29 protein-coding genes and 1 pseudogene are annotated in these 26593 nt (G+C 68.6%); 16 read left to right on the top strand and 14 right to left on the bottom strand.

The features are described 5' to 3' along the window. Positions 1–144: 144 nt before the first annotated feature. Both Q0Z83_RS21695 and Q0Z83_RS21690 read right to left on the bottom strand, forming a co-directional pair. Positions 145–1350 (bottom strand): helix-turn-helix domain-containing protein, encoded by a 1206-nt coding sequence (locus Q0Z83_RS21695; protein WP_317795789.1) that lies wholly within the window; start codon positions 1348–1350, stop codon positions 145–147. A gap of 59 nt (positions 1351–1409) precedes the next feature. Continuing rightward, entirely contained in the window at positions 1410–2135 is a 726-nt protein-coding gene (locus tag Q0Z83_RS21690; RefSeq protein WP_317795788.1) for an HAD family hydrolase, read from the bottom strand. 94 nt (positions 2136–2229) lie between these two features. Here Q0Z83_RS21690 and Q0Z83_RS21685 point away from each other — a divergent pair, with 94 nt between their 5' ends. Next, on the top strand, positions 2230–2784 hold the full coding sequence (locus Q0Z83_RS21685) for a nucleotidyltransferase domain-containing protein (protein ID WP_317795787.1): 555 nt from the start codon (positions 2230–2232) through the stop codon (positions 2782–2784). 66 nt (positions 2785–2850) lie between these two features. Next, positions 2851–3252 (top strand): hypothetical protein, encoded by a 402-nt coding sequence (locus Q0Z83_RS21680; RefSeq protein WP_317795786.1) that lies wholly within the window; start codon positions 2851–2853, stop codon positions 3250–3252. Between the two features lie 43 nt (positions 3253–3295). On the opposite strand, the gene Q0Z83_RS21675 is transcribed toward Q0Z83_RS21680, so the two are convergent. Continuing rightward, the gene (locus Q0Z83_RS21675; RefSeq protein WP_317795785.1) at positions 3296–3637 is read right to left on the bottom strand and encodes an Imm51 family immunity protein; all 342 of its coding nucleotides are present in this window, start codon (positions 3635–3637) and stop codon (positions 3296–3298) included. Positions 3638–3804: 167 nt separating this feature from the next. On the opposite strand from Q0Z83_RS21675, the gene Q0Z83_RS21670 reads away from it, so the two are divergent. The 3 genes from Q0Z83_RS21670 to Q0Z83_RS21660 are packed head-to-tail and all read left to right on the top strand — an operon-like array spanning position 3805 to position 5093. Then, positions 3805–4161 (top strand): hypothetical protein, encoded by a 357-nt coding sequence (locus tag Q0Z83_RS21670; protein WP_317795784.1) that lies wholly within the window; start codon positions 3805–3807, stop codon positions 4159–4161. 28 nt (positions 4162–4189) lie between these two features. After that, on the top strand, positions 4190–4537 hold the full coding sequence (locus Q0Z83_RS21665; protein WP_317795783.1) for a hypothetical protein: 348 nt from the start codon (positions 4190–4192) through the stop codon (positions 4535–4537). Between the two features lie 22 nt (positions 4538–4559). Then, entirely contained in the window at positions 4560–5093 is a 534-nt protein-coding gene (locus Q0Z83_RS21660) for a hypothetical protein (RefSeq protein ID WP_317795782.1), read from the top strand. 18 nt (positions 5094–5111) lie between these two features. Here the strand turns inward: Q0Z83_RS21660 and Q0Z83_RS21655 are convergent, their stop codons facing one another. Further along, positions 5112–5420 carry a cold shock domain-containing protein gene (locus tag Q0Z83_RS21655; RefSeq protein ID WP_317795781.1) on the bottom strand — a complete coding sequence of 103 codons (309 nt, stop codon included), beginning with the start codon at positions 5418–5420 and terminating at the stop codon, positions 5112–5114. Between the two features lie 200 nt (positions 5421–5620). On the opposite strand from Q0Z83_RS21655, the gene Q0Z83_RS21650 reads away from it, so the two are divergent. Next, entirely contained in the window at positions 5621–5947 is a 327-nt protein-coding gene (locus tag Q0Z83_RS21650) for a hypothetical protein (RefSeq protein WP_317795780.1), read from the top strand. A 95-nt stretch (positions 5948–6042) separates the two neighbouring features. Then, positions 6043–7497 carry a WD40 repeat domain-containing protein gene (locus Q0Z83_RS21645; RefSeq protein ID WP_317795779.1) on the top strand — a complete coding sequence of 485 codons (1455 nt, stop codon included), beginning with the start codon at positions 6043–6045 and terminating at the stop codon, positions 7495–7497. An 11-nt stretch (positions 7498–7508) separates the two neighbouring features. Here the strand turns inward: Q0Z83_RS21645 and Q0Z83_RS21640 are convergent, their stop codons facing one another. From Q0Z83_RS21640 to Q0Z83_RS21630, 3 genes are read right to left on the bottom strand one after another with little or no spacing between them, the layout of a single operon-like run. Next, positions 7509–8270: an ATP-binding cassette domain-containing protein gene (locus Q0Z83_RS21640; RefSeq protein ID WP_317795778.1), complete on the bottom strand. Its 762-nt coding sequence runs from the start codon at positions 8268–8270 to the stop codon at positions 7509–7511. Continuing rightward, a complete protein-coding gene (locus Q0Z83_RS21635; protein WP_317795777.1) occupies positions 8270–9259 on the bottom strand; it encodes an ABC transporter permease in 990 nt (329 codons plus the stop codon). Before Q0Z83_RS21635 ends, Q0Z83_RS21640 begins: the two co-directional genes overlap by 1 nt. Next, positions 9256–10383: a sugar ABC transporter substrate-binding protein gene (locus tag Q0Z83_RS21630; RefSeq protein ID WP_317795776.1), complete on the bottom strand. Its 1128-nt coding sequence runs from the start codon at positions 10381–10383 to the stop codon at positions 9256–9258. Before Q0Z83_RS21630 ends, Q0Z83_RS21635 begins: the two co-directional genes overlap by 4 nt. Positions 10384–10756: 373 nt before the next feature. Between Q0Z83_RS21630 and Q0Z83_RS21625 the strand changes: the two genes are divergently transcribed. After that, on the top strand, positions 10757–13690 hold the full coding sequence (locus tag Q0Z83_RS21625) for an EAL domain-containing protein (RefSeq protein WP_317795775.1): 2934 nt from the start codon (positions 10757–10759) through the stop codon (positions 13688–13690). 132 nt (positions 13691–13822) lie between these two features. Here Q0Z83_RS21625 and Q0Z83_RS21620 read toward each other — a convergent pair whose 3' ends face one another. The 4 genes from Q0Z83_RS21620 to Q0Z83_RS21605 all read right to left on the bottom strand — a co-directional run bounded on the left by Q0Z83_RS21620 (position 13823) and on the right by Q0Z83_RS21605 (position 16519). Beyond that, positions 13823–14248 (bottom strand): Hsp20/alpha crystallin family protein, encoded by a 426-nt coding sequence (locus Q0Z83_RS21620; RefSeq protein WP_317795774.1) that lies wholly within the window; start codon positions 14246–14248, stop codon positions 13823–13825. 192 nt (positions 14249–14440) lie between these two features. Further along, positions 14441–15247: a hypothetical protein gene (locus Q0Z83_RS21615; protein WP_317795773.1), complete on the bottom strand. Its 807-nt coding sequence runs from the start codon at positions 15245–15247 to the stop codon at positions 14441–14443. Next, the gene (locus Q0Z83_RS21610; RefSeq protein ID WP_317795772.1) at positions 15244–16128 is read right to left on the bottom strand and encodes an ABC transporter ATP-binding protein; all 885 of its coding nucleotides are present in this window, start codon (positions 16126–16128) and stop codon (positions 15244–15246) included. The genes Q0Z83_RS21615 and Q0Z83_RS21610 overlap by 4 nt, the downstream gene beginning before the upstream one ends. Continuing rightward, entirely contained in the window at positions 16118–16519 is a 402-nt protein-coding gene (locus Q0Z83_RS21605) for a GntR family transcriptional regulator (protein WP_317795771.1), read from the bottom strand. Before Q0Z83_RS21605 ends, Q0Z83_RS21610 begins: the two co-directional genes overlap by 11 nt. Before the next feature lie 201 nt (positions 16520–16720). Between Q0Z83_RS21605 and Q0Z83_RS21600 the strand changes: the two genes are divergently transcribed. Next, entirely contained in the window at positions 16721–17545 is an 825-nt protein-coding gene (locus Q0Z83_RS21600; protein ID WP_317795770.1) for an RNA polymerase sigma factor SigF, read from the top strand. Between the two features lie 144 nt (positions 17546–17689). Continuing rightward, complete coding sequence (locus Q0Z83_RS21595) at positions 17690–18184, top strand: hypothetical protein (RefSeq protein ID WP_317795769.1); 495 nt, start codon at positions 17690–17692, stop codon at positions 18182–18184. A 102-nt stretch (positions 18185–18286) separates the two neighbouring features. Here Q0Z83_RS21595 and Q0Z83_RS21590 read toward each other — a convergent pair whose 3' ends face one another. Then, complete coding sequence (locus Q0Z83_RS21590) at positions 18287–19060, bottom strand: ZIP family metal transporter (RefSeq protein ID WP_317795768.1); 774 nt, start codon at positions 19058–19060, stop codon at positions 18287–18289. 201 nt (positions 19061–19261) lie between these two features. On the opposite strand from Q0Z83_RS21590, the gene Q0Z83_RS21585 reads away from it, so the two are divergent. From Q0Z83_RS21585 to Q0Z83_RS21565, 5 genes are all read left to right on the top strand, one after another. Further along, positions 19262–20155 (top strand): ABC transporter ATP-binding protein, encoded by an 894-nt coding sequence (locus Q0Z83_RS21585; RefSeq protein WP_317795767.1) that lies wholly within the window; start codon positions 19262–19264, stop codon positions 20153–20155. Next, positions 20152–21750, top strand: a complete 1599-nt coding sequence (locus Q0Z83_RS21580; protein ID WP_317795766.1) for a hypothetical protein — start codon at positions 20152–20154, stop codon at positions 21748–21750. The genes Q0Z83_RS21585 and Q0Z83_RS21580 overlap by 4 nt, the downstream gene beginning before the upstream one ends. A 118-nt stretch (positions 21751–21868) precedes the next feature. Next, positions 21869–23533: a sensor histidine kinase gene (locus Q0Z83_RS21575; protein ID WP_317795765.1), complete on the top strand. Its 1665-nt coding sequence runs from the start codon at positions 21869–21871 to the stop codon at positions 23531–23533. A gap of 93 nt (positions 23534–23626) precedes the next feature. Then, the gene (locus Q0Z83_RS21570) at positions 23627–24145 is read left to right on the top strand and encodes a GAF domain-containing protein (RefSeq protein ID WP_317795764.1); all 519 of its coding nucleotides are present in this window, start codon (positions 23627–23629) and stop codon (positions 24143–24145) included. Positions 24146–24216: 71 nt separating this feature from the next. After that, positions 24217–24495, top strand: a complete 279-nt coding sequence (locus Q0Z83_RS21565; RefSeq protein WP_317795763.1) for a hypothetical protein — start codon at positions 24217–24219, stop codon at positions 24493–24495. Between the two features lie 95 nt (positions 24496–24590). Here the strand turns inward: Q0Z83_RS21565 and Q0Z83_RS21560 are convergent, their stop codons facing one another. After that, positions 24591–25388: a class I SAM-dependent methyltransferase gene (locus Q0Z83_RS21560; protein WP_317795762.1), complete on the bottom strand. Its 798-nt coding sequence runs from the start codon at positions 25386–25388 to the stop codon at positions 24591–24593. A gap of 250 nt (positions 25389–25638) precedes the next feature. Between Q0Z83_RS21560 and Q0Z83_RS55870 the strand changes: the two are divergent. Next, positions 25639–25902 (top strand): annotated as a pseudogene (locus Q0Z83_RS55870) (CBS domain-containing protein); the annotation flags it as partial. A gap of 161 nt (positions 25903–26063) precedes the next feature. On the opposite strand, the gene Q0Z83_RS21545 reads toward Q0Z83_RS55870, so the two are convergent. Then, the gene (locus tag Q0Z83_RS21545) at positions 26064–26417 is read right to left on the bottom strand and encodes a hypothetical protein (RefSeq protein ID WP_317797418.1); all 354 of its coding nucleotides are present in this window, start codon (positions 26415–26417) and stop codon (positions 26064–26066) included. Positions 26418–26593: the final 176 nt, after the last annotated feature.

Below are 26593 nucleotides of genomic sequence, written 5' to 3'. Positions count from 1 at the left end.
GAACGCGATGGCCCCGCGCGGTTGCTGCCGTCGACGACGAAGAACTTTAGGCTTTGCGGCTGTCACGCACAGTAACGGCGGCTCGCCTGGCGATCCACGACGTCAACGCCAGACGCGGCACGCGTCGACATGATCCGCCGCCGATCAGTTCAATTGCATGCGTTCGTAGAGGGCCCGCACCTCGGCGCCGCCCGTCTGCCGTCGCGAACGATCCAGCAGAAGCCGAACGGTGGCGGCCAGCTCAGGGCAGGTGCGCACGTGCTGCGGCGCAACCCGTTCCGCGATCAGCAGGAAACGGATCGCCTCACCGTCGCGGCCGCCGATACCGGCCAGGGCCCGCGCGGTGTCGGCGTAGTAGAAGACCTGCCGCACCCCGACCGGAATCGCCGCCGAGTCAGTCTGCCGGGCGATCTCCACGACCCGAACCGGGTCGCCGCCTTCGACCTCGATGCTCATCCGCCAGATGTTCACGTTGGTGGGGCCGAAGAACATGCCCATCGTGTCGGTCTCACCGGTGCGCCGCGCCAGACCGGACGCCTCCATCAGCCAATCCCGGCTGTCGTCGAACCGCTGCCGGAACCGGCTCGCCAGCGCGGCGACCAGACACAACGATCCGAGCACCTCCAACCCACCGGACCGGGCCACGTGCCGGCGCAGATCGTCCACCGCACGCTCGGCGAGTGTCTGCCCCCGCTGGTGCGAGCCACAGGCGATCGCCGCGCTGGCCAACACGTACGCCGCATGCCCCTGAAGCACCGGATCGCCGGCCGCGTCCGCCGCGTCCCGGCACCGCTGCGCGCCCAGCCACGCGTCCGACGCATATCCGAGACCCCGCAGCACCGACGAGGCGGTATGGGTCGCCTCGCAGAGCAACCGCAGCGCCTCCCGAGGATGCGGCCCGGCCGTCTCGGTGTGCAGGTGACGCAGCAGATCCGGAAGCAGATTCGCCGCGCCCGCGTAGTCGCACGCCCGATACCGGGCGCCCACCAGAGCGACTCTCCCGCGAAGATCGGCGATCGGCGGCGCCGACCCGGCGGGCGGCTCGGCCAGATCGATGTCGACCAGGGCCGTCCGCAGGCCGAGCACCCCGGCCCGGCCCGCTGCGGTCAGCCGGTCCGGGGCCGGCACGACGGCCCCGGCCAACTCGGCCGGAGTGCACTCCAGCGCACCGGCGATACCGGCCAGCATGAAACGGTTGTCGGCCGTCTGCAACCCTCGTTCGATGCGGCTCCACGTGGCATGCGAGATACCGGCCCTGCTGGCGGCGAACCGAACACTCCAGCCCCGCAGCAGGCGGCGCGCACGAATCTCCGCGCCGACCGTGGGGTCGGGCGTCCGTCGTAGGGTCATGGGTCCGACCGTAACCTCGCGGCCGCGCCCGGTGGACCCACCCTGTACCACCGCACGGACTAATGGGACGAAGACCGCGGATCGCCGACGTCGTCCCCGATCATCTGGACGACCATGCCCAGGCCGTGAACCGGGCCCTCCGTACGCGGCAGGATCAATGTTCGAATCTGCAGCGAAGCCCCGCCGACATCGTCTCGGGGACTGTCGCCCACCATCAACGTCTGGCCGCCCGCGACGCCGAGCGACTCCAGCGCCTGGGCGAAGATGGCCGGATCCGGCTTCACCAGCCCCACCTCGAAGGACAGAATCACCCCGTCGAGCAGAGCGCCCAACCCGGCCCGGTCGAGGTGCGGACGAATGTCGATCCCGATGTTGGACAGCACCACGATCCTGACACCGCGTGACTTCAGCTCGCGAAGCACCGGCAGGGTGTCGTCGAAGGGCGCCCACTGATCCGGCATCACCGCGTACAGTGCGGCGATCAGATCGGGTGTGACCTCGGGACGTAGAGCGACGGTTTCTCGGAAGACCTCCCGGTGACGATCGTGGCTGAGATCGCGCTCGCTTCCCGGGTCGATCGTGTGGGCGTGCTGCCAGATCCGGTCCAGGTGATCACGCAGGCCGGTGAGCTGGTCGGCACTCAGATCCGGCGTCGGGCCGCCGTTCACCGCCAGATGGCGAAAGGCGGCGTCGATCCACCGACCGGCGTCGCCGCCCGTGACCAGCGTGCCGTGGAAGTCGAAGATGACTCCCTTGATCGGTTCGGGCATCCCGTTGATCAGCATGCCGCACCATATCCACTGATCTCCCCGGCCGAACGTCCGGCCGTTGACAGGCCGATCCCGACTCGACGATCGAACCGCGTGACAGGATCGGTCCATGGACGCGAAGGCCCGGGCGCAGTTGCAGGTCATCCGCGAGGTCGTCGCGGTCGTAGAACCTGCAGGCATTTCGGCGTGGCTGTTCGGTGGCTGGGGACTCGACGCGAGGATCGGCCGGATCACGCGCGAGCACGGCGACGTGGAGTTCTGGGTCGAACGTGTCCACGCCGAGCAGTCAAAAGCGTTGATCGAAGGGATCGGCGGTACGGCTCTGGCGACGCAGCCCCCGGAGGAGGCCTGTGAGTTCGTCCTCGACGGGACGCCGTTCAGCACCGCCTACTTCGACCGTCGGCCGGATCGATCATTCGATCAGCCGCTCGGGCGGTTTGCGGATTGGCGGTTTCCGTCCGGATCCTTCGACGACGTGCCCGTGATGCTCGACGGCACACCCGTCCTGGCCATGAGTCTCGCCGGGATGCTCGCGATGAAGGAGCAGTTTCCGCGCCTGCGCCACGGCCGGCCATGGCGGCAGAAGGACATCGTCGACATGGAGATACTACGAAGCCTGCTCGCCGAAGAAACGACCGAAGAGGACACGAGAGCGGCTGAGTGACAGAACCGCCGAGCTGTGGTGATCTTCGAGGTCAACAGTCGAGCCGCTCAGCACTACGCTTTCCGGATGCGCCACCTCACCCGACAGTTCGCCGTAGGCGCTCTGCGTCGTGGCAACGGCATCGAACAGTTCCTCGGCGGTGCGCAGATCGACGGCGAGCCCGTCATCCGGTGGGTGGAGATCAGCCCGGGCGACGGGCGATACCGCATCTCGGTTCACACCGTGCAGGACCCTGACGACGGCCAGGTAGGTGACCTGCCCAACCTCATGTCGGTCGACCCGGTCGACGAGGAGTATGCCGGTGAAGGTCGGGAGTTGGGCGTGACGGAGGACGAGGTGGAAGCGATGTCGCTCGCCGAGCGTCTGGCCGGCGCCCGCCCCGACCGCTGGGTCAACCACGCTGTGGTCGGCGAGGAATACCGGGACTACGTCCGAAGCAGGCGAGAGGACGTCCGGACGGCGACGTGACCACCAGGGTCGCGCCACCGTCCGCCGGCGACGCCGGAGCCGTTCAGTCGAGTTCGGCCTCGGTGACGAGTCGTGCCAGTAGTGGGCGGTCGTGGAAGGCGGTGTGTAGGCGCTCGGCGAGCCGGCGTAGCGCTGTCCGGTCGGAGCTCCCGGCCACGAAGGTGCCGCTCTCGGAGCCGAACCAGATCCGCTCGGCGCTGTCGGGCATCTCGGCTTCGAGCAGCCACCTGGCGAAGCTCTCCCATCCGTGTCCGTTGCTTTCGGCGTCGCGATCCTCGAAGACGTCTGCGACCTCTTCCATATCGCCGTCGAAGAGCCAGAGCTGGTGTGATCCGTCATCGACGGTGTGGATGCGGAACGGAGCCAGCGAGAGATCGTCAGTCACCCGGGCATGGTAGGGCTCGCTCGGGCGTCGTCGCTTGATGCCGTCGGTTCGGGCGAAGCTGCCGGTGAGCTGCCGGTGGCGTTCCTGTCGTCCCGGTGACGTGTCGACCACGCTGAACGAACGAGTCCGCGTGAGGCGCGCGGCCGATCATCGAACGGGGACGAGATGTGAAGAGACGAAATCGTGGATCCATCGTGATGTGCGCCGCGGTGACCGCGGCGTTGGGTGCGGTTCTCGCTGCTCCCGCGCCGGCGCTGGCGGTCGGCGGCAATCGGACGGTGCAGCGTTCCTGCGGGTCGAACTACATCTCCAGCGGCGGTGGGAACGGCCATTTCTGGGCGCAGACGGAGAAGGTCAGCGGGAACTGCGACGGGACGCTGTCGGTGGCGATGCAGGCCTCGGACAACTACCGGTCGCCTCGCGTGTACGGCACCCGGCAGTCGGCGTACACGGAGCTCTGGAACTTCAACGCTCACTACGGCATTCACTGGGGCTGCAATTCCTGCGATTCGTCCTGGACGTGACGTCCGGCAAGCCTGAAGGGTCTCGAAAATGATCATGAAGAAACTGGTCGGTGTCACCGTCGGTGTCGTGTTCGGCACGACAGTGGTCTTCGCCGCCCCGGCGCACGCCGACATCAACCGATTCCTGACCGTCTACCGCTCCTGCGGCACGAATGTCGTCTCCAACGGCGGCAGCAACGGCAATTTCTGGGCACAGACGGCGAAGGACGGTGGCAGCTGCCAGGGCATCCTGTCGGTGGCCATGCGCGCGAACGACGGGTATCAGTCGCCCCGCGTCTACGGCAGCAGGGATTCCGCGTACACGCAGCTCAGCAATTTCAACGCCGTCGGGAGCATCCACTGGGGTTGCAACTCCTGCAGCCCGACGGTCATCTGAAACGAATGGGCGGCCTGAACTGATGAAACGGCTGAGGATGACGTTCGTCTGCGCTGCGGCGCTGGCCCTGATCGTCGCCCTCTTCGCCCGCTGCGCCGGCGCGGAGGGTCATGCCGCGCCGGTGACCGCGACGGAGGCGATGTATCGCGACGCGGTGACGACGTTTCTGGAGTGCATGAAGGACTTCGGCTATCAGGTCTCCGGGCCCGCTGTCAGCCCGTTGGACCAGCGCATGCTCCTGCGTGACGTCGTCGTGCCCTCCGACGGCCGACCGGACGAATACAACAGGCGGCTCGCCGGATGCGACCGGAAGGCGAAGCTGGGTACGGTCGAGCCGGCCTACCTCGGCAGCCACCAGCCGTCGCTGCATCCCCGCCTACGCGACGACGCGGTCGCCTGCCTGCACCGGCAGGGCGTCACCGCACACGGCGCGGAGGTCACGTACGGCGACTATGTCAGCCAAGCGACGGTGACCCAGGACTTCGGCCAATGCCTGGTCGGCGCCATGCAGGCCGCGTTCCCCGAACTGCCGCCGCGGGTGACCGTCTTCTACTGATCGTGGTCTCGGTCGCTTCTACTGATCGTGGTCTCGGTCGAACGAGATCGTGAGGACACTGCGGTAGGCGCCGCCGTTACCCGGTCGGTTTGCCCTGTCGACCGGTTCGGACCCCGAAGGCCAGAAACGCACGGCGCGGTACGGATACCCGTCCTGGCCCGGCGATTCCCACTCCAGGAGAACGGGGGCACCCGTCGTGAAGGTGACGGCCCCGGCCACCGCCGCGTGACTGAAGTGGGCCCAGCAGCCACCGGGGGTCGACGGAGAGTCGATGACTCCCCAGCCCTCGTCGTCGTTCCATTCGCGGACGGTCGCGAGGTCTGCCATGGCCGGATCGTATGGCTTCGCTTCTCATCGCGACAACCGAGATCGGCTAGCGCACCTGCCACTTCGGATCGTCATCGTCGGTGTGCCCGGAAGACCGAAAGAATGCACTCGCACGGTGGAATCCTCGGCTGAAAATGTCTTTCCGGCATTCGATTCCGTAGCCTCTGCACGGGTTCGTCGCGTGCAAGGAGATCCGCACGATGAGTGCGCAAGCCGAGTCCGCGGCGAAGGCCACGGCGCTGCAAGATCCTGTCTCGCCTGCGCGGCTACTGCGTAAGGATGCGGGCCAGCGGTTGGCTCTGCTGGGGCAACAGGTCCTCAACGCCGCGCTCGACCTACTCTTCCTCGCCATCTGGGCGGCGCTGTCGGCCGGCCAGAAACTGGCGTTGGACTATTTCGACGCACCGTTGTGGATTCAAGCGGTCGGGATCTTCGGAGATGTCTCGACGTTCGCCATCGTCGCCTGCTACATCACCGTCGATGTGATCAAGTCGGTTCGGCAGATGTGGGCGACGGGCCGCGATTGATCATGACGCGTTTCGAGAGGATCCTGGGGCCCACCGGGAGATTGCCGGTTCAGGCGGGTGTTCGTGAGGGAGCGCGGATCTTCGGTCGTCGCCTCGTGCTGCTGCTGGCTGTGTTCGGTGCTTCCGTTTCCGTCGTCGGGTTGATGCTGGGGATCACCGCGATCCTCGACGAGGGCCGGTTCGGTGACGCTGTACTCGGAGTGCCCGCCGCCGTGGTGGCGCTCGGTCTGGCGATGGCCGTTTCCGCGGCCCATCGGTGGTGGCACAGCCGTGAGCTGTCGATGTCCTCTCAGTCGGGGTTCGGGGCCCGAAGTCAGGGGCTTTCCGTGCCATCGGGCGAGTGCCGGGCACGGCGGGGCGAGTCGGGGTCGGCGACCGTCGGCGCGCTCGCATCCGAGGTGCGCGATGGTGACATCCTTCTCGGCGACGTGATGGGCGAGCCCGATCCTCACGATGATCTGGTACTCCTGCCACGTCGGCTGCTGCTGGCGAAGACGGCCGTGGTGGGCCTGGGGGTGGTCGGTGTTGCTGCTGCCTCGCGGTACGTGACCGGGATCGCGCAGTGGGGGACCTTGCCACCGGATCCGCCGCCGACGCCGGCCGGCACTGACGGGTCGTACGTCACCGCCGGTCGGCCGCTGAGGCCCGCGGGTGACACCGTCTGGTCGGTGGCCGTCGGCATGCTCAAGGGCGAGCCGCTGGCCGTCGTCGGGGGCGACGACGGCACCGTCCAGCTGTTGAACCCGGTCACGGGGGTGCCACGCAGCGGCCCGATCCAGGGGCACCACCGTCCGGTGTACTCGATCGCGCTGCACGACACGATGGCCGTATCCGCCAGTGTCGACGGCACCCTCCGGGTGTGGAACCTCACCGACGACCCACCGACGAGTACCCCCACGACCGACGTGGTCAGCGGCGGGATCAACGGCGTCGCGCTCGGTGCCGTCGGCGGCAGGGCGGTCGCCGTGACCGCCTCCGCCGACGGAACGGTACGGATCTGGGACCCCACGAAACCTCAACTCACCGGGCGTATTCTCGGGGAGAAACTCGATGAGGCGGTCAACAGCATCGCGGTCGGCACCATCGGCGACAAGACGACAGCGGTCACCGGCAGCGGCGACGGCCGGATCCGCCTCTGGGACGTCAGCGGCGAACGTCTCATCCAGGTGCTGGGTACCCATGACGGCCCGGTCTGGGCGATGGCCGTCGGCACCGTGGGCGGACAGCCGGTCGCGGTGTCGGGCGGTGAGGACGGCGAGCTTCGCCTTTGGTTGCTCGGCCTCTCGCCACCTGTCGGCCGGGTGCTCGCCGCCCTTCCCAAGGCCGTCAAGGCGGTCGTGATCGGTGAGGTGTACGGCCGGACCGTCGCGGTCGCCGGCAGCGACGACAGCTCCATCCGTCTCTGGGATCTCGCCACCGGTCGCCCCTACGGTGCCGGTCTCACCGGCCCGACTACGGCCGCGCAGTCCATCGCTATCAGCAGCTTCGGCGGTAGGCCCACGGTCGTCTCCGGCCACTGGGACGGCACGATCTGGACCTGGGTACTCTGACGGCGCGCAGGTCACGCGGGTCGGCGGCGGTTGCGGTATTCGGCGACGACCAGTTCGGTCAGTTCCTCGAGCGACACTTCGGCGGTGGGGCGGTCGAAGGTGATGGTGCCGTGCTGGAGCAGGTTGACCCGGTCGCAGACGTCGAGGACCTGCGCGTAGTTGTGGGCGATGATGATGACCGACACGTCACCGCGGTCGCGTAGGTCGCGGATCAGGTCGAGGATCAGGGCACCCTCCTTGGCGCCCATGGCGGCGAGTGGTTCGTCGAGCAGCAGGATCCGGGCGTCGGAGTAGACCGCTCGGGCCACCGCCACGGCTTGGCGCTGTCCGCCGGAGAGCTTGGCGACCTGGGCTCCCACGTCGGCTATCCCGACGCCCATGTCGGCGAGGTGTTGCTGGGCGAGTCGGCGCATGGCCCGGTTGTTGAGCAGCGGGCCGATGCGCAGCTCCCGGTTGAGGAACATGTTGTGGTAGACGGTCAACTCGTTGACCAGCGCCAGTCCCTGATAGACGGTGTCGATGCCGAGGGAGCGGGCGTGGTCGACACTGCGCAGGACGACCTGTTGCCCGTTGACGCTGATCCGGCCGGAGTCCGGGCGGTGGAATCCGCAGAGGATCTTGATCAGGGTGGACTTGCCGGCGCCGTTGTCGCCGATCAGGCCGAGCACCTCACCCTTGTTCAGGCGCAGGTTGACGTCGCGCAGCGCGGTGAGCGCGCCGAATCGCTTGGCCACGTGTTCGACCCGTAGGGCGGCTGCGGGTTCGGCCGTCATCATGCGCCTCCGGTGCGGCGGAGCCGGGACAGGTACTGGTTCGCGATCATCGAGATCAGGATCGCGCCGCCCAGGATCAGCTGGAACGGGTTGGCGCTGACACCGATCAGGTTGAAGCCGTTCTGCAGCTCGGCGAGGATGAGCGCGCCCAGCAGTGCGCCGATGACCGTGCCGGAACCGCCGGCCAGTGCGGTGCCGCCGATGACGGCCGCGGAGATGGCGGTGAAGACCAGGGCGGTGCCGCCGCCGATGTTCGGGTCGATGCTGTTGATCCGGAAGGCCTCCAGTAGCCCGGCGAGCGCTCCGAGCGTACTCGCGATCATGAAGTTTCCGATCTTGATGCGGTCGACGCGGATGCCGGCTTCGGTGGCACCGACCGGATTGCCGCCGACGGAGATGGTGTGCAGGCCCCAGCGGGTGCGGGTCAGCACGATGTGGAAGAACATGACGACGACCAGGCACCAGGTCAGCGACGCCCAGTCGGCGGCTCCGAAGATCTGCTGGATCCGGCCCTTCGCGGATTCGGGAATCTGTGCCGGGTAGGCGTTCGACGTGGTGAGCAGCACGCCGAGCAGGACGTAGAAGCTGCCTAGCGTGGCGACCAGGGACGGCACCTTCAGCTTGGTGACGATGAAGCCGTTGCAGAATCCGATGCCGGCGGAGACGGCGAAGGCCAGCAGCAGTGCCGGTACGACCGGTACGCCGTAGAAGTCGACGGCGTAGTGCACGAGAAAGGGCGCGAGCGCGGCCACCACCCCGACGGACAGGTCGATCTCCCCGCTGACCAGCAGCAGCACGATACCTACGGCGACGATGGCGGTCGGTGCGGTGGCCTGGGCGATGTTGCGCAGGTTGTCGTGGGTGAGGAAGACCTCGTTGGCGGTCTGGAAGTAGACGGCCATGGCGAGCGCGACGATCAGGACGCTCGCCTCACGCCAGCGCACCAGCACGGAGCCGGCCCGGCGTGGGGCCGACATCAGGGTGGTCACGGGTGGGCAATCGGGCCGGACCGTTCGACGAGCTTCACGTCGGTGGTCGAGCCCTCGTACCGGGTCTGGGTGTTCTGATATGGGGAGACGTTGTCCTTGGTGACGAACAGCAGACCGGTGTTGGTCTGCGGTGGTGACAGCAGTCCGCCGGATATCTTGTAGAGGTACAGGTAGAGCACCGGCAGGAAGCCCTGCAGGTAGGGCTGCTGGTCGATGGTGTAGTCGAGGTCTCCGGATTTGATCGAGGCGAGGGTCTCGGGGATCAGGTCGAAACCGCCGGCGACCTTCAGTCCCTTGCTGCGCAGGTCGTACTTCTTGACCACCTGGCCGATCGACTGGGTCGAACCGGCGTCGACCGCGAGGAGACCGGCGAGTCCGGGGTGCCCTTGGGCGTACGCGTCGATGATGGAAAGCCCTTTGGTGATGTCGGCGTTCGTGGCGACGGCGGTGAACTTCACCGCGCCGCCGGCGTCGGTGAACGCCTGCTGGGCGCCGTCGATGCGGGGTTGGATGTTGAGCTGACCGGGAGTGGCGATGAAACCGGCCACCTCGCCCGACTGCACCTGGGTCAGTGCTCGCTGCCCGAGGGCGTATCCGGATTCGAACAGTCCTTGCCCGATATAGGCCAGCCGGTTGGTGCCGGGATCCTCGCGGGCGCCGTCGGCGTTGTACGACACGACCGGGATGCCGGCGTCGAGTGCGTTGTCCAGCGGTGTTTTGAAGGCGGTCTTGTCCACCACTGCGACGGCCAGGCCGTCGGCTTTGCCGCTGATCGCGGTGTTGGTCGCGTTGACCATCTCGGCCACCACCGAGTTGGCCGAGCCGGTCCATTGGAACGAGCAGCCGAGCAGTTTGCAGGCGTCCTCGGCGCCGTACTGGGTGGGGGTGAAGAACGGGTTGGTGGTGACGTGGTTGATGAAGACGAATTTCCAGTTCGGCGTTTTCGGGAAGTTTCCGATCGCCCCGGCGACGGCTTTCTCGTCGTTGCCGCAGGCCGTGAGTAGCCCGGTCGCTGCGAGTGCCGCACTGGCCAGCCCGCTACCGGCGAGCAGGCGCCGCCGGGTGACGCTGTTGCTCGGGAGTTCGTCAGCCACGTGGGCGACTGCGGAATCAACAACACGCATGGTGCACCCTCCTCGGTGTGAGCGTGCTTCGCCGAACTGATAGAAGGTGGTGATCCTATTATTCGGAACCTAACCCCGGGTTGATCCGCTGTCCAGGTCGAATGGCGGTTGATGGGTTAAAGGCCAAGAAACAATTCAGCGATTCTTGTACGGATAAGTCCGCTCGATCAGTCAAATCAAGCGACATCGTACGAGGAATGCGTGCGAGCAATTGATGATCGGCGCCCGCCGCCCACCTGAGCGCTCAGTGTGGCCGGGGTCGTCACCGGGTCCACGAGCGGCGACTTGCGCGAAAACCTCAGACGACGGCGTTCCGCGACGAAGGGCAGTGAGGATGGGCCTCACCCGCATGTAGCGAGAGGGATGACCGCAGGTGTCGCGACCTTTCACCCTGGGCGTCCTGTCGCCTTTCATCGGCGGCTGGTACTTCGGCGGACTGCTCAGCGGAATCAGCAGGGTGGCCGTGAGTGACGACGCCGCCATGCTGGCCGTGCACACACTCGACGCCGGCACCGAGCAGAGCGAGGTGATCTCGCCGCCGTCGACGGGCAACCACATCGGGACCGATCACGCCGACGGATTCATCGTCGTCATCAACGCGGCACGTGCCGACTACCTCGCGGGCCTGCGGGCGGCGGGTAAACCGGTGGTGACGATCAGCCACGAGTATCCCGGTATCGGCTGTCAACTGGTTCTGCCGGACAACGCCACGGGTGTTCGGGAAGCGGTCGAGCATCTGATCGGGCACGGCCACCGAAGGATCGGATTCGTCGGCTACCTCGACGCCGACGACGTCCGCCTCCGGCATGACGGATATCTTCAGGCGCTGGCGGCTCGGGGCATCACACCCGACCCCGAGCTGCTGTTTCCCGCGCCTGACAACCTGATCGAGGGCGGCGATGCGGCGGCCCGCCTGATGATCGAGCGTGGCATGCCGTCGACCGCGGTGATCTGCGGCACCGACGCGAACGCGCTCGGCGTGATGCGTGTACTCACCGCGGCGGGCTACTCGATACCGGGCGATCAGGCGCTCGTCGGCTTCGACGACGTGCAGGGGGCCTCCTACTGCACGCCGCGGCTGTCCAGCATCAAACAGCCGGTCGAGGAACTCGGCATGCGCGCCGCGCAGCTGCTGTTGCAGCAGTTGCGGACCGGCCGGATCGACGGCGACCGCCACTACGTCGACACGCGACTGACGGTACGAGAATCGTGCGGCTGTGTCGACGGCGCGCCGGAGATCCAGCTTCCGGCCGACCTGGCCGGGATGTTGACCGGGCCGCTGAGCCGTGACGCTAGGCACGAGCTGGTCCGGGACCTCAGCGGCGGCCGGCCGGAGGAGCTGCTCAGCATCGCGCATCGGATACGCACGGCCGCGATCACCGCCGTGGGTGGACTCGGCTTCGACGATCCGGCCCGGCAGCATGCCGTGACGAACGTGGGCGAGATCATCCTGGCTCTGATGGAGGCGCAGGGCCGCGCCCAGTACGCCGACTCGGACTATCTGCAGAAGTCGGCCAGCATGCAGTACGAGGTCAGTATCGGCTTGCTGCGCAGTCACGAGGAGGACCCTCGAGGGCTGGCCTGGCTCCGCCGTACCCCCGTATGGGCTGCTTGTCTGGCTCTGTGGCGTGATCGGGAGGAGCCTGCCGGGCCCACCCGATCGCTCGAGGTGGTCGGCGCCTTCTGCCGGGACGGCGAGGAGACCGCGGACCACCGTGAATCGGTGTCCGAGCTCCTCGGCACGCAACTGCGGGTTGCCGCCTTCCCGCCGCCTGAACTGCTCGAACTCACCTGGAGGCATCCGCAACGGGTGCTGACGGTGGCGCCGGTCAAAGTCGACGACAACGACTGGGGGTTGATCGCGGTCGTCGACGGCATCGAGGATCGGGTCAGCAGCGGACGGGAACCGCTCAATCAGTGGGCGGCGCTGCTCACGTTCGCGCTTCAGCACCAGGCGGTACTCGCCGCACTGCGTATCCAGGAGGAGCGGTTCCGGATCGCCGCGCTGTACGACCACCTGACCGGGCTGCCGAACCGTTCCCTGTTCGTGCAACGGCTCGGTGAGACTCTTCAGCGGATCCGGCAGCGCAGTACCGCCCGTTTCGGAGTGCTCTTCCTGGATCTCGACGGCTTCAAACTGGTCAACGACAGCCTCGGCCACGACGCGGGAGACTCGCTGCTGACCGAGGTGGCCGCCCGCATCACCGGTCAGTTGCCGGCGGGGGACACCGCGGCCCGCTTCGGCGGCGACGAATTCCTGATCCTCGTCGAGGACGTCGATGACGTGAGCATGCTGAGCGAGACGGCGGACCGGCTGCAGACGGTGCTGTCTCAGCCGTACCACCTGGCGAGCCACGACGAGACCGTGGTGGTGGGCGCGAGTATCGGTATCACCGTGGGTACCAACCGATACACCAACCCGGATGACGTGCTGCGGGACGCGGACATCGCCATGTATTACGCGAAGACGCACGACAAGGGGTCCAGCGCGATCTTCGACGAGGCGATGCACACCCGGGTCGTCGACCGGCTACGGTTCGAGACCGACCTCCGCGCAGCGCTGGAGAGACACGAGTTCGAACTCTATTACCAGCCCATCATCGATCTTCGCACCGGCCGTACCCGATCGTTCGAGGTGTTGTTGCACTGGCGGCATCCGAGTCGTGGGCTGCTCACCCCGGACCAGTTCCTGTCGGTGGCCGAGGAGACCGATCTGATGCGGCCGATCGGACTCTGGGCGGTCGAGGAGGCCTGCCGGCAACTGGCGGCCTGGCGACTCGAGGCACCCGACTCATCGCCTTCTCACCTGGCCGTCAACCTGTCCGACCGCGAATTCTGGAATCCCGATCTCGTCGACAACATCGCCGACTGTCTGCAGACGCATCGGCTCGCACCTGGAAGCCTCGCGGTCGAGATCACCGAGAGTGTCCTCTTGCGTGATCCCGACGAGGTGGGGGCGATCCTCGACCGATTGCGCGCCCTCGGATGCGAACTGCACATCGACGATTTCGGCACCGGCTTCTCATCGTTGGAGGCCCTGCCGAAGCTGCCCATCGACGCTTTGAAGATCGACAAGTCGTTCGTCGGTGGCCTCGGTCGTGACCCCAGGAGCGAACAGCTGGTCAAGACCATCCTGCGGATGGGTCAGAGCCTCGACCTGAAACTGATCGCCGAAGGCGTCGAGACCGAGGAGCAGCATCAGGCGCTCGCCGGCTTCGGCTGTCACTACGGGCAGGGGTATCTGTTCTGTGAGCCGGTGCCGCCGGAGGCCGCCATCACGGTGATCAGACGCCACGCGGCCCTGTGACGGCCACGAGGTTTGCGAACGGTCAGCGTGTGCTTTCGGTCGCGGCCCGGCACGCGGGTGCCGGGCCGCTCTGGAGGTGACCGGAGTGAGGTCGGGGGCCGCCGGCGCGGTCGTCGGCCGGCGGTCGAGGCGTCAGCCCTTGATCTGGCGGGGCCCGCCGTTGCCGGAGCTGATGGCGATCTTGCGGGGCTTGGCCCGGTCGGACACCGGGATCTGCAGAGTGAGGACACCGTTGTCGTAGGTGGCCTGCAACTTCTCGGTGTCGAGGGTGTCGCCGAGGATCAGCTGTCGGCTGAAGACGCCCATCGGCCGCTCGCTGATCACGGCCTCGGCGCTGTCTCTGGTGCGGCGCTGCCGCTCGGCGCGAACCTGCAGGACGTTGCGCTCGACGGTCACGTCGATCGAGTCGGGGTCGACGCCCGGAAGGTCGAAGTACACGTAGAAGGTGTCACCGTCACGTTCGGCGTCGACGTGCATCGCGGCGGGCCGATTGGTGGTGCCGGTGACCTGCTCGAACAGGCGGTCGAGGTCGCGGAACGGGTCGGTACGCAGAAGCATGGTCATCTCCTCCTCGGTGCTCCTTCACCAAAGGCCTACTCAGAGTCCGGGTCTCCCCGGTAGTTGAGTTCCTAAGACTCAACTTACTTCTACAGATACATCCTGCGAAGCGGCGTCGTCAAGCCCGTCACGGAGATTTCCGTGACGAGGTTCTGACCTGCGTAAACGTCCGCCGCCGGACGGCGGTGAAGATCACGTTCGACGAGTGGCGCGCCCCCCGATGAGCAGGGCGACGACCGTGTAACCGGCGAGGGCGAGTGCCGCGAACATCGCGGTCTCGTCCTCGCCCAGCGTCCCGAACATCTGCGACAGGGTCTCGGACCACGACGTCAGCAGGAGCGCCGACATCGCCAGGATCAGGCCGCCGATCTGCGCGACGACGAGCATCGCCGGCCAGGCCAGGGCGGACAACACCACCGTGCGCAGCGTACGCCCACTGACGAGCCCGATGACGCCGGCCAGCACGGTGATGAACACCGCCTGCATCACCATGAAGGCGATGCTGTTCTTGTGGATCTCCCGCAGCAGTGCGAAGCGCGGATCGTCCAGGACCAGCGTGTAACGCGCGGCCGTCACGCGGAAGACGACGGCCACCGCGGCCGTGCCGATCACGGCGGCGGCGACGGCCCAGGAGAACTTGGTGGTCAGCCAGCGTCGCCGGGTCACCGACTGGGTGAGAGCGAAGGTGTCGGTGGACTCCTCCCGTTCCCGGGCGAACAGCGGCACGCCCAGGATCAATCCGATCAGCACCGGCGCGAACGCGGCGACCAGGGCGATCGCCTGCGCCAGACTGTTCGCCGCCCCGGCCGGCAGACAGCCGGCGGCCGACTCGCACAGCCCGGTACGGTCGGGCGCGTAGCCTTCGACCGTCATGCCGTGCGCGTCGACCTGCCGGCCGATGGCGAGAGCGCCGATGAGGACGAACGTCGCCGAGACCGCGCTCAGCCCGGCGACGACGATGAGGTACGGGCGCAGCAGGCGCAGGGCCAGCCAGTTCATGCGGAAACCTCTCGGGGTGCGGAGCCGGCGGCGCGCAGGTAGCCGAGGAGCAGTTCCTCCAGTGTCGGCCGGTGCCACGCCAGGCCGCCGGCCGGAACCGTCCCGGCCGTGCGGATCAGGGCGGTGGCGTCGCGGCCCGCGGTGCGGATCTCGACGATCTCCCTGTCGTCGAGCGCGTCGATCTCGCTGCCGGTGCCCACGGCGATCCGATGGCCGGCCAGTTCGGCCTCCACCTCGCCGGCGAGCCGTACCCGACCGTCCACCAGCAGCACCAGGTGATCGCACACTCCGTCGACGTCGGCCACCACATGCGACGACAGCACCACCGTCGTTCCGCGCTCGGCCACGTCGGCCATCAGTGTGCCGAGGACCTCGGTGCGCGCGACCGGGTCGAGCGGTGCCAGCGGCTCGTCCAGTAACAGCAGGTCGGGCCGCTTGGCCAGGGCCATCACCAGTGCCAGGCGGCTGCGGAGCCCCGGGGCCAGGGTGGTCACCCGGGCCGAGTGGGGCAGCGCCGCGTCGTCGGCGAGCCGTCGCGCGCGGGCCGCGTCCCAGCGTGGATTGAGCCGGGCGCCCAGGGCGAGTGTCTGTGCCACCGTCAGCATCGGGTACAGCGGCGCCTGTTGTGCCACGTACCCGATCCGGGGAAGTGAGTCGTCACCGGCGGTCTCGCCGAACACTCGCACCTCGCCGGCCTCCGGCCGGAGAAGGCCGCTCGCGGCGCGCAGCAGTGTGCTCTTGCCTGCGCCGTTACGTCCGATCAGTGCGGTGACCGCGCCGGGCGGCACCGTGAACGAGCAGTCGTCCAACGCGTTCTGCCGACCGAAGTGGTGGGTGACGTCGGCGACGTCCAGGGCCGGGACCGTGTGGTCAGTGAACACGGTGTGCCTCCTCCGTGGTCGGTGCCGTTCCCGCCGCCACGTCGGCGACGAGGGCCTGCATGTCGGTGAGGTCCAGGCCGGCCCGTCGGGCGCGGGCGACCCAGTCCGCCAGCTCGTGCCGTAACGCCGCGGCGTCGTCCGGCAGCGGTGCCAGGTCTCGGCGGACGTAGGTGCCGGATCCCTGCCGTGCTTCGACCAGGCCGGCCGTCTCGAGCTCGCGGTACGCCTTGAGCACGGTGTTGGGATTGATGCCGGTGGTCTCGGAGACCTCGCGGGCCGTCGGCAGCTGATCGCCGGGGCTGAGCCGGCCCATCCGGATCGCCTGGCGGACCTGCTGCACCAGCTGGACATGGACCGAGACTCCGGCTCGGCGGTCGATCCTGAAGATCAAGAAATCACCCGGTCCACTAGTTGACTAGTGGACTCAGGATAGGACCCCTGTCAATATCGGGTGACACTCCCGTGGTCGCTTTCAGTAACTGACCCACTTCGTAAAGCTACTAGTACTTTCGGCTAGCTTTACACTCGACTATTCGGTTATCTTCGTCCTGCCGAACGGGCATCTGTGCAGGCAGGGCAACTGGAGGACGGAATGACCACGACATCCATCACGGCGGGCAGCGCGACGACCGCCGTCCAGAGCGACACGATCAGTGACGACCGTGCCTCCGATGTCGCCGGCGACCTCATCAACGCCCTGGCCGCCATGCCCGCCGGGCACCCGTCCCGCCCCGCGCTGCGCGCCCGGACGATCGAGGCGTGGCTGCCGCTGGCCCGCCACCTGGCCAAGCGCTACGCCGGCCGCGGCGAACCCAACGACGACCTGATGCAGACCGCCACGATCGGGCTGATCAAAGCGGTCGACCGGTTCGACGCCGCCCGTGGCGTGGACTTCGCCGGCTACGCCATCCCCACCATCCTCGGCGAGGTCAAGCGCCACTTCCGCGACCGCACCTGGTCGATCCGGGTGCCCCGTCGGCTGCAGGAACTACGACTGGCCATCACCGAGGCCAACAACGTCCTGACCCACACCCTCGGCCGCTCCCCGCAGGTCGCCGACATCGCAGCCCACCTCGGCATCAGCGAGGACGAGGTCCTCGAAGGCCTGGAAGGCGCCCGCGCCTACAACGCCACCAGCCTGTCCACACCGATCGGCGCCGAGGGCGGCACCGAACTCGGAGAGACCCTCACCGACGGCAGCGACGACTACGAGGCCGTCGACACCCGTACCTCCCTCGGGCCGGCCTTGGCCCGACTCGACGAGCGGGAACGCAAGATCGTCACGTTGCGCTTCTACGGCAACCTGACCCAGCAACAGATCGCCGAACAGATCGGCATCTCCCAGATGCACGTGTCACGGCTGCTCACCAAGGCCCTAGGCAAGCTGCGCCAGCACATCGACAGCGCCACCTTCTGACATCCCGGCCCCGCGACCGAGCGGTCCGCCGCGCTGATGCCCAGCGCGGACGACTTCGCCCGGCGCGGGGCCGCCGCGATCCGACGTCGCTGATCGACAGAACACGCTCCGACCGCATTGCGTCGGCGGTCTACAGTGCCCGCCGTGATCAGGCGGACGGTTCTCGCGGCGGCTCTGCTCGCGGGCGCGGGCGGATGCTCAACCCCGGATGCGGGCGGCGGCGGCGACTTCACTCCGGACCTCGCGCCGGCCACGGCGCAACGGCAGGTTCGCGAGCACGCCGATCGGGTCGCCGCCACCGCCGAGATCTCCCTGGACGCACCCGAGGAAAAGCGCCTCACGTGCCCGGGCATGATCAGCGACTTCCCGGACGACGAGCTCTACCGGATACAAGGCACCTATCACCTGCCGATCACCGTCGTCGAGGAGAAGGCCGCCTACGCCCTCCTGACCGACCACTGGAAACAGGCCGGTCTCACCCCGAGAACCGGTGACGACCCGTGGGTCAAGGGCCCCTGGGCCGGACCCGCCGACCTCAAGATCGACCTCCTGGACGGCCACACGGTCGCCCTGTCCCGCAGCACCGACACCACCGTCCAGATGATCGTCTGGACACAGTGCCTGCACGAAACGGGCTGAGACCGCGTTCTGCCGATCAGGGGAGCCCGGCCGACGGGGACGGCGACTTCAACGCCGCTTACCGGCGGCCCGCCGCCGGCGGATCAGAATGGTCCCCGCGCGTCAGAGGATGGACAGCAGGAACGACAGGGTGAAACCGGCGGTGGTGCTCATCGCCACGATCGGGCCGCCCTTCTCGTACGCCTCCGGCATCAGCGTGTCGGCCAGAGAGGCCAGCACCGCCCCGGCCGCGAACGCCAACGGCAACGAGATCGTCTCCGGGGAGGTGTTCGCCAGCGGACCGGCACCCAGCACGACGGCGAGGGTGAGCAGCGCGGCACACGCCACCCAGCACCCGAGGATGTAACGCTGGGACCGTCCCTGTGCGCGCATCGAAGCGCTGCCCACCAGCGCTTCGGGGAAGTTCGACACGAAGATCGCCGCCAGCAGCGCCAGCCCACCCGAGTCCGCGCCGAGCGACACACCCAAAGCCACATTCTCCGGTACGCCGTCGAGCGTCACCGCGGCCAGCAGCGCCAGTCCGGCCGCACCGCCGGTAGACGCGGTCGAAGGCCGCCGTTGCTGCGCGGCGGCGTCGGTGTCGAGTTTCTCGCTGCCGTGCGGCTGCTCGCGCGGGCCCTGGGCGATCCGGTCCAACCAGGAACTGAGGGCGGTGAAGACGGCGGCACCGGCGATCAACCCGCCACCGGCCCGCCAGATACCGCCGTGCTCGTAGGCGTCCTCGAACAACTCGAACGCCAACGCGGTGATCAACGCGCCGGCCGCGAACGCCAGCATCGCCGCGAGCACCGCTTTCGGCAGCTGCACCCGCGCACCGACCAGCGCACCGATGACCAGGGCGCTGGACGCGATCACTCCGAAAATCAAGGCATCCACGGCAGGGCCCTACCCAGCTCGTGCAGCCGCCATCCCCGAAACCGCCCCGGCAGGCCCGGAATCGACTCGCAGGTGTCGATGTCAACGATCGGGTGGGCCTTCCCGAGCGGTGCGCGACAGGCGTACGGTGAGCGACAGGTGTGCCGGGAAGTCTGGTCGGCGGTCATGGATCCACGCCCCGACCCGGAAGGCCTCCCCGCGATGACCGATCCCGCACTGTGCGCTGTCGACCTCACCAAACGCTACGGCCGTCTCACCGCCCTCGACACGTTGACCCTGGACGTCATGCCGGGGGAGGTGTTCGGGTTCCTCGGCCCGAACGGGGCCGGCAAGTCCACCACCATCCGGCTGCTGCTCGGCCTGGCCCGCCCCACCGCGGGCCGCGCCGAGGTGTTCGGCGTCGACGCCGCCGACGTGGCCCGCGCCCACCGGCACCTGGCCTACGTCCCGGCCGATGTCGCGCTGTGGCCACAACTGACCGGCGCCGAGATCCTGCACCTGCAAGCCCGGACCGGACCCGGCATCGACACCGCCTACCGCGACGAACTGGTCGAACGCTTCGCGCTCGACCCGTCGAAACCGGCCCGGACCTACTCCACCGGCAACCGACAGAAGGTCGCGCTGATCGCCGCGTTCGCCACCCGGGCTCCGCTCCTGGTGCTCGACGAGCCGACCAGCGGCCTGGACCCGTTGATGGAACAACAGTTCCGTATCGCGGTCGCCGGCGCCCGCGACCGCGGGCAGACGGTGTTCCTCAGCTCCCACCAACTCGCCGAGGTCGAAGCCGTCTGCGACCGGGTCGGCATCCTGCGGACCGGCCGACTCGTCGAGGTCTCCACCATCAGCGACCTGCGAGGCCTGCACCGCTGCGAGGTGACGATCGCCTACACCGGCACCGCACCCGACCTGACCGCGGTTCCCGGAGTCGCCGCCGTCGAGACGGCCGGAGAGCGACGGCTGCGTTTCACGCTCACCGGGTCTCCCGCTCCGGCGTTGCAGGTCCTGGCCACCGTGAACGTCACCGCGCTGGCCGTGCGGGAACCCAGCCTGGAGGAGATCTTCCTCGACTACTACGGGCAGCAGGTGGCCCGATGACCGCCGCCACCCTCCCGGGACGGGCCGTCACCCGGCTGGCCGTACGACAGATCCGGCGCGGCGCTCTGCTGGTGGTCGGCCTCAGCGCGGCCGTGACCGCGCTGGTGGTGGCCGGGTACGCGCAGGTGATGGCCGATCCGGCGGCGGCCGGCAGCCTGCAGGCGCTGGCCGGAAACCCGGCGATCCGCACTCTCTTCGGCGCCCCCGTCGGTCTCGACACCGCCGGCGGATTCACGGTGTGGCGGGTCGGCGCCGTCCTCGCGATCGCCCTGGGCGTCTGGTCGATCCTGGCCACCACCCGGATCACCCGCGGCGAGGAGGACGCCGGGCGGTGGGACGTACTGCTGTCCGGCCGTCTCCGTCTGCGCGACGCCCTGAACCGGCACCTGGCCGCCGTGATGGTCGTCTCGGCCGCCACCGCGACCACCATCACGGCCGTCCTTCTGGCCGCCGGCACGCCGGCGGCCGGTGCGATCATCCACGGCGCGGGCACCGGGCTGCTCGGCATGTTCTTCGCCGCGCTGGCCGCGTTGACCGCGCAGACCTTCCCGGCCCGGGCGCCCGCGACCGGCACGGCCGTGGCGATGCTCGGCGCCGCTCTGCTGGCCCGCATGATCGGCGACGGCGTCGACGCCCTCGGATGGCTGCACTGGCTGTCACCGTTCGGGCTGCTCACCCTCAGCGGCCCGTACGTCCATGACCGCACGCTGCCGCTGCTGCTGCTGGCCGCGGCCACCGTCCTGGTCACCGTCGCGGCGTCGGCCGCAGCCGCCCGGCGCGACGTGCAGGGCGGCCTGCTCGCGGTGGCGGCCGGGCGGCGCCCACGGACCCGTCTGCTGACCAGCGTGGAGACCTTCGCCGTACGCCGGGCACTGCGACCGCTGACCGGCTGGATGATCGGAATCGGCGCCTACTACCTGCTGATCGGGCTGACCGCGGTGTCGGTCACCGACTTCCTGCGCGACAATCCAGCCCTGGCCGGTGAAGCGGCCCAGGCCGGTTTCGTCGGGCTCGGCAGCATCACCGGTTTCGCCGCGACCCTGTTCGCGATCCTCGCCCTGCCCGTCGCCGGTTTCACGACCGTCCGGACGACCGCGTTCCTGGCCGCCGAAGCCGACCGCCGGCTGACCCTGATGACCAGCGGCCCCTTCTCCCGGATCCGGCTGCTCGGCGCCGAAACCGCCGTCACCGCGGCGGCGGCCACCGTCCTGGTCACCGGCGCCGGCCTGCTCACCTGGACCGGGGTCACCGTCATGGGCGGTCGGCTCGCCCTGACCGCCGCGCTGCGGGGAACGTGGAACGTTCTGCCGATCGTGCTGCTCAGCCTGGGCGCGGCGGTCTTCGCCGCCGGCTGGGCACCCCGGTGGGCCGGGCTGGTCGGCGCTCTACCCGGCGTCGGCGGGTTCCTGCTGCTGGTGCTCGCCGAAAGCATCGGCGCACCGTCCTGGGTCCGCGACATCTCACCGTTCGCCCACCTGGCACCGGTACCGCTCACCGGCGCCGACATGACGGCCACAGCGGTCATGCTCGGGACCACCGCCGTGTTGATCACCATCGGTGCCGGCGGATACCGCCGCCGAGACCTACGGTCCTGAACTCCGGCCGGGAACCGTCGCGTCACCGACGGTTCCCAAGGCCGAGAATCGCCGATGGGTAGGCGACCGTGTCGTTAGCCTCGACATGAGTGATCCACACGTCGAGGGGTGGTGGCCGATGAATCCCGGGAACGGAGCGGGACGGCCGGAAGACGCCCTGGTCCGCCGAGGTCTGTGGGTGTACGCGGTGGTCGTGATCGCCGCCGCGTCGGCTGTCGTGCCGTTCGCCGACCACCACCTCGGCAGTCATCCGAACCTGATCCTGGCATTTCTCGTCCTCATGCCGACCGCCGATCTGCTGACCGCGTATCTGCTGGTGCAGCAGTTCCTGGCCCACGGGCGACTGGCGACGCTGACCCTGTCGACGGTCTACCTGTTCTCCAGCCTGGTGATGATCGCGTACGCGGTCGCGTTCACCCGAGCACAGCAAACCGATGGCGGTTCGGCCTGGTCGGAGGTGTGCGCTCCGCTGCTGGGTCTGGTGGTCGTCATGGGGTTCCCGGTACTGGTGGTGGCGCAGCAGTGGCTCGTCACGGCGGTGCCGTCCCGCCACCGGGACGTCACCCGGAGCCGTCGGCCCACCGCGGTCGCGATCCTGGCCGCCGCCGCGCTGGTAGCGGCGGCCGCCGTCGCCGGCGTCGTCATCGGCGTGCCCGCCTGGTTCCCCGCCCTGTACCAGAGCGGGTCCGCGACCACGTTCGGCCGGATCCTCTACGGGGCGGCTCTGCCGGTCATCACCGCCTGCCTGCTGATGGTGGCCAGAGACCTACGGCACCGCGCGCAGGTGGAGCGGTGGGTGGTGGTGGCGATCAGCGCGTCACTGGCCGCCGCGATCCTCACCCTGGTCGCGCCGCGCTACACCGTCGGCTTCTACGCCGCCCGCGTCGCCCTCCTGCTCTCCTCGGCGGTGGTCCTGACGGCGCTGCTCGCCCAGACCGCGAGCCTCTACCGCCGGCTCACGGCGGCCCACGACGATCTCCACCGGGCGCACCGCGAACTGAGCCGACGTGCCGACCACCTGATGACGGCCAATCGTGAACTGGAGACCGCGGACGCCTGGAAGAGCGACATCCTCGCCACCCTCTCCCATGAGATCAACCAACCACTGGCGGTGATAGCCGCCTACTCCGAGGAACTGACCCACGACTGGGACCTCACCACCGACGACGAGCGACGCGCCTCGGCCCTGGTACTCGGCGAACGGGTCGACGACCTACTCGGCATGGCGGCACACCTGCTCGCCCTCTGCCGCGCCGAGCGCGGCGAGATCCAGACCCGGCCCGCCGTACTGCCGGTCGAACGGATCCTGACCCGCCTCACCGACAACCTGACCCGGCAGGCACGCATGCGCCTCGACGCCGACCACGGCCCCTCCGGTACGGCCGTCTGGGCCGACCCGGTACACACCCACGAAGTCCTGACCAACTTCGTCACGAACGCCGTCAAGTACAGCCCCGGCGACATCCACATATCGGCGACCCCGAACGACACCGGCACCATGGTCCTGTTCGCCGTCAGCGACGAGGGCAACGGCGTACCACCGGAATTCGTCGCCCATCTGTTCGACCGTTTCACCCAGGCCGACCGCGGCGGCGCGGCGCGGGCCGGCGCCGGTTTCGGGTTGTACCTGTCGAGGCTCCTCACCGAGGCCAACCACGGCGACCTGTGGTACGAAGCCGTCGTCCCGCACGGCAGCCGGTTCGTGCTCGCCCTCCCGAGTGCACCAAGCGGCCCTCCCGCCCTGAGTCGTGTCGACCACGCTGACGGCGCTGCCACCGGATGACCCGCCACCCGCAACCGTGCTGCTCCGATCGGCGCACCGACCGGCGACCCGGCATCGATAGCGTTGAGATCTCCCGAGGTAAGAAGGCCCACGATGGTTGTCTCCAGCTACGCCCCGAAGACTGATGTCCTGACCCACCCCGACCGGGTGGAGGCGGTCGGCAGGCTGCTGCCGTGCGGTGAGGGCACCCCGGCAGCGCTGCAGCAGTTCATCGACCACGTCGCCGAGCTGCTGCACGCACCCTGTGCCGGCGTGTCACTGATTCTCACCGACGCGGGAATGCTGGTCGCCACCCATGGGGTGAGCGGCTGGCTCGCCGAAGCCGGCGGCCTGCCGGCGGAATGGGCACCCTGCGCGACAGTGGTCCGCAACGACGCTCCGTTACTGATCACCGACACCCACGACGATCCGGCGCATGTCACCAATCCACTGGTGATGATCACCGGGGTGCGCAGCTACGCCGGGGTGCCGCTGCACTCGAACGGACAACCGGTCGGCTCGCTGTGCGTGCTGAGCGGCGAACCGCACGCGTTCACCACCGCTGACCTGGACGTCCTGACCGGTCTCGCGTCGCGCGCTGTCGAACTGCTGCGGGCCGGCATCTACGGCTGATCCGACCGACTTCGTCACCGCAGCGCCGACAGCTCCCGACCGCTCGCATCCCGGAAGGCACACCGCCCGTCATGGCCCCTCACGCCACTGCTCCGCCCGTCCACGGTCTGATCCGTCCGACCGTTGCCGACCTGCACACCAGCGTCACCCGAGCCTCCGACGGCGATCCGCATCTGTGGTCGCGGCTGTGCCACGCCGCCGACGTCCCCGCCGACGCGGACGGACCCGTCGCCCTCGCCGCCCTGATCACCGCCGCACTCGAGATCACCGCCGGATCGGTACGGGTCGCCGTCACGTCGCTCAACGTCCGCGTGCGCGCCCACGGCGCCCTGGCGGCGTTGGGCGGCTGACTCCGGCCACCGTTGCGGGCCCGGTCGGTGCGAACCATGGTCGGGTCGGCGTCGGGAGCGGTGGGGGTGGTTCGCGAACCGAAGCACGGTCGACGTCAGGCCCTCTTGCGGGCCGCGGTCAGCTGGGTGAGGTGCCGCTTGCTGATCCGGCCGTCGTGCTCCCGGTCGATGAGGCGACCGAGGCAGGTCAGCAGGCCGTCCCGAGCCGGTCGTGGCAGCGAGCGGGTCGGGGAATAGGTCATGAGCAGGTCGAGGTAGCTACGGGTGGTGTACGACTGTTCCCACTCGTAGCGATAGAACCGGGCCGGGCCGAAGCGCTGAGAGTCGTCGATGTCGCTCGAGTCCTCAGGGATGTCGGCGGCGGGTGCCTGGCGCCATCCCGGCGGGGTCTTCGGGTCGAAACGCTCGTAGCAGGTCTGCGCGTCGATGAAGAACTGCTCGGTGCCGCCGGCGACGTGCTCGGTGTGTATGAGGGCCAGGGTGCCGCCTGGGCGAAGGACGTCCGCCGCCTTTTGAACGCGGATGTCCGGGTCGATCCAGTGGAACGCGGTCGCCGAGACGACGAGGTCGAACGGGGTTGCCGGCGGTGTCCAGCTCTCGAACGGTGCCACCTCGATGGCCACGTTCGGGAAGGGGCGCAGGTTGCGTCCGGCTACCTCGGCCATGTCGGTGCTGAGTTCGACGGCGATGATGGTGCAGCCGAGTCGGGCCAGCGGGTAGGTGGCTTGGCCGGTGCCGCATCCGATTTCCAGTACGCGAGATCGCGGGGTCAGGCCGGCGAGCACGGTCAGGTCTTGGAACAGTTGTGGCGGATATCCGGGGCGTGCGCGGTCGTAGAGCTCGGCGTCCTCACCGAACGTGGTACGCAGCCGCTCGCGGTCGGTGTCGGTCACAGCGGAAGACTACTGTCGGGACCGCGGTGTAGACGGCTGCGCCTTCGGCGGGGAGGCCGAACAGTACGCAGATGCGTTCGAGGTCACCGCCGGTAGCCAGGACTTCGTGGATGATCCGGTCGGCGCGGATGCCACGGGCGGCGTTGCCGAGCCGCGCTGGAGGAGTCGATATTCGTCGACGTGGTTGTGTTCCCCGACCGCGGGTACGCCCAGTGACGACCCTGTCACCTCGGCGAAAGGAGTGGTCGTCATGACGACCGCCCGTGAAATCATGAGTCCCGACGTCACATGCGTCGGGGAGAAGGAGTCACTCGCGGAAGCCGCACGCAAGATGGCGGACCTCAACGTGGGATCGCTGCCGATCTGCGGCGACGACAACCGGCTGCACGGCATGCTGACCGACCGCGACATCGTGGTGAAGGCGCTCGGCCAGGGCCGCAACCCGGCCGAGGTGGCGGCCGCCGAACTGGCCCAGGGCAAGCCGGTCACGATCGGCGCCGACGACGATGCCGCGGAGATCCTGCGCACCATGGCCCGGCACAAGGTCCGCCGGCTGCCGGGATCGACGGTCACCAGTTGGTGGGCATCGTCGCGGTCGCCGATGTGGCTCGCGCGCTGCCGGACCGTCCGGTCGGCGACCTCATCGACGCCATCAGCGAGTGATCGCCGGCCCTTTCACCGGCGTCGGCGTGAGCGGGGCTGCTCGGTGTGTTTCTGCCCGGATCGGCGGGGTCGTGTCGGGGGGTCGGAGGGGGCGTCGACGGCGCCGGGGCTGGAGAACACCACCGGAGCGACAGCGGGGCGTACGGCCTCTGCCGGCGGCCAGGATGACGCCACCATCGCGGCTGCGGTGACCGGCACCGTCGGCGATACCAGGTCCAGCAGCCGCTGGGCCTGGACGGCGTCGATACCTCGACCCGGGTCGATGCGCACACCTGCTTCATCGGCCAGGTCTTCGACGTCGTGGCTGCTCACGACCTTGGGGCCAAGGTCGGTGAGTCGCCGGGCGAACTCCTGCACACTGATCATGCGTTGGGTTCCTCTACCGCTGGTGACACGGCAGAGCCGAAAGAGGTGCTGGTTCGGCTCTGGGGGTTTCGTTTCAGGTTAGGCAACGAATCGGGCCACGTGCGCATCAGCCCGGTGAACGGCCGAGTAGCAGCGGACCTGATCGAACCCACCCCGGACACGCCTCGTACTGTTCG

It is taken from the genome of Actinoplanes sichuanensis (assembly GCF_033097365.1).
GTDB classification, from domain to species: domain Bacteria; phylum Actinomycetota; class Actinomycetes; order Mycobacteriales; family Micromonosporaceae; genus Actinoplanes; species Actinoplanes sichuanensis.
Note: the sequence above shows the minus strand (reverse complement) of the source record. Positions and strands in the feature narration are given on the sequence as shown.

Coding starts and splice junctions, on each gene's coding strand:
- Q0Z83_RS21630 (WP_317795776.1), bottom strand. CDS start 10,383: ATGCGTGTTGTTGATTCCGCAGTCGCCCACGTGGCTGACGAACTCCCG.
- Q0Z83_RS21615 (WP_317795773.1), bottom strand. CDS start 15,247: ATGAACTGGCTGGCCCTGCGCCTGCTGCGCCCGTACCTCATCGTCGTC.
- Q0Z83_RS21695 (WP_317795789.1), bottom strand. CDS start 1,350: ATGACCCTACGACGGACGCCCGACCCCACGGTCGGCGCGGAGATTCGT.
- Q0Z83_RS21680 (WP_317795786.1), top strand. CDS start 2,851: ATGCGCCACCTCACCCGACAGTTCGCCGTAGGCGCTCTGCGTCGTGGC.
- Q0Z83_RS21650 (WP_317795780.1), top strand. CDS start 5,621: ATGAGTGCGCAAGCCGAGTCCGCGGCGAAGGCCACGGCGCTGCAAGAT.
- Q0Z83_RS21575 (WP_317795765.1), top strand. CDS start 21,869: ATGAATCCCGGGAACGGAGCGGGACGGCCGGAAGACGCCCTGGTCCGC.
- Q0Z83_RS21640 (WP_317795778.1), bottom strand. CDS start 8,270: ATGACGGCCGAACCCGCAGCCGCCCTACGGGTCGAACACGTGGCCAAG.
- Q0Z83_RS21665 (WP_317795783.1), top strand. CDS start 4,190: ATGATCATGAAGAAACTGGTCGGTGTCACCGTCGGTGTCGTGTTCGGC.
- Q0Z83_RS21685 (WP_317795787.1), top strand. CDS start 2,230: ATGGACGCGAAGGCCCGGGCGCAGTTGCAGGTCATCCGCGAGGTCGTC.
- Q0Z83_RS21580 (WP_317795766.1), top strand. CDS start 20,152: ATGACCGCCGCCACCCTCCCGGGACGGGCCGTCACCCGGCTGGCCGTA.
- Q0Z83_RS21565 (WP_317795763.1), top strand. CDS start 24,217: ATGGCCCCTCACGCCACTGCTCCGCCCGTCCACGGTCTGATCCGTCCG.
- Q0Z83_RS21545 (WP_317797418.1), bottom strand. CDS start 26,417: ATGATCAGTGTGCAGGAGTTCGCCCGGCGACTCACCGACCTTGGCCCC.
- Q0Z83_RS21570 (WP_317795764.1), top strand. CDS start 23,627: ATGGTTGTCTCCAGCTACGCCCCGAAGACTGATGTCCTGACCCACCCC.
- Q0Z83_RS21600 (WP_317795770.1), top strand. CDS start 16,721: ATGACCACGACATCCATCACGGCGGGCAGCGCGACGACCGCCGTCCAG.
- Q0Z83_RS21620 (WP_317795774.1), bottom strand. CDS start 14,248: ATGCTTCTGCGTACCGACCCGTTCCGCGACCTCGACCGCCTGTTCGAG.
- Q0Z83_RS21655 (WP_317795781.1), bottom strand. CDS start 5,420: ATGGCAGACCTCGCGACCGTCCGCGAATGGAACGACGACGAGGGCTGG.
- Q0Z83_RS21585 (WP_317795767.1), top strand. CDS start 19,262: ATGACCGATCCCGCACTGTGCGCTGTCGACCTCACCAAACGCTACGGC.
- Q0Z83_RS21660 (WP_317795782.1), top strand. CDS start 4,560: ATGAAACGGCTGAGGATGACGTTCGTCTGCGCTGCGGCGCTGGCCCTG.
- Q0Z83_RS21690 (WP_317795788.1), bottom strand. CDS start 2,135: ATGCTGATCAACGGGATGCCCGAACCGATCAAGGGAGTCATCTTCGAC.